The sequence below is a fragment of the Conexibacter arvalis genome, assembly GCF_014199525.1.
GTDB lineage: Bacteria > Actinomycetota > Thermoleophilia > Solirubrobacterales > Solirubrobacteraceae > Conexibacter > Conexibacter arvalis.
The window spans coordinates 1-1,115 of record NZ_JACHNU010000018.1 but is presented as its reverse complement, the minus strand read 5'-3'; the positions used below and the strand labels follow the sequence as shown (position 1 = coordinate 1,115).

The 1,115-nt window shown below is 65.0% G+C and carries 1 protein-coding gene; it reads left to right on the top strand.

Annotated elements, in window-relative coordinates; translation table 11 throughout:
* A partial coding sequence (locus BDZ31_RS24410; RefSeq protein ID WP_183346091.1) for a PHP domain-containing protein occupies positions 1-1,115 on the top strand: 1,115 nt, incomplete at both ends.

The following is a 1,115-nucleotide window of genomic DNA, read 5'->3' as shown; positions in this document are numbered from 1 at the left end:
CATCTGCACGTCCATTCCGAGTACTCGCTGCTGGATGGCGCGTGCAAGATCGACGCGCTTGCCGCTCGTGCCGCGGCCTTCGACCAGCCGGCTCTCGGCCTCACCGACCATGGCGTCATGAATGGCGCGGTCGAGCTGTACAAGGCGTGCAAGAAGCACGACGTCAAGCCGTTGCTGGGGTGTGAGGTGTATGTCGTCGACGATCGTCATTTCCGCGACGGCAGGGTCGAGCGCAACCATCTGACGTTGCTGGCGCAGAACGACGTCGGCTACAGGAACCTCGTGAAGCTTTCGTCGACGGGCTACCTGGAGGGTCTGCACCGCGGCAAGCCGGGTGTCGACTTCGAGGTCATGTCGCAGCATTCGGAGGGGATCATCGCCCTCACCGGCTGCCTCGCCTCGCGCTTCTGCCAGCGGCTGGTCAACGATCGTCCGGAGGAGGCGCGTGCCCATGCCGACGATCTGATGCAGATCTTCGGGCGCGACAACGTCTACTTCGAGGTGCAGAAGAACGGCATCGCCGACCAGGACAAGGCGAACGAGGGGATCGTCCGGATCGCTCGGGAGGTCGGCCGGCCGCTGGTCGGCACCGGCGATGTCCACTACCTCCGTCGTGAGGATTACCACCATCACACGGCCCTGCTGTGCGTGCAGACGAAGAGCACGCTGGCCGAGCCGAAGATGACGTTCGACACGAACGAGTTCTATCTGAAGTCCAATCAGGAGATGGCGGAGGCGTTCGCGGAGTGGCCGGAGGCACTGCCGAGCACGTTGGAGATCGCCGAGCGCTGCAACGTCGAGATCCCGCTGGGCGGCCAGCTGATCCCGAGCTACCCGACGCCGAACGGTGAGGACGAGAGAACCTACCTGCGCCAACTCGTGATGGAGGGCCTCCACCGCCGCTACGGCAACCCGCCGCCGGCCGCGGCCGTCGAGCGGATGGAGATGGAGCTGGGCGTGATCGATCGGATGGGCTTCAACGCCTACTTCCTGATCGTCTGGGACTTCGTCAGATTCTCGAAGGAGAACGGCATCGCGGTCGGCCCGGGCCGTGGCTCGGCGGCCGGCTCGATGGTCGCCTACTGCCTCAACATCACCGACGTCGATCCGCTCGC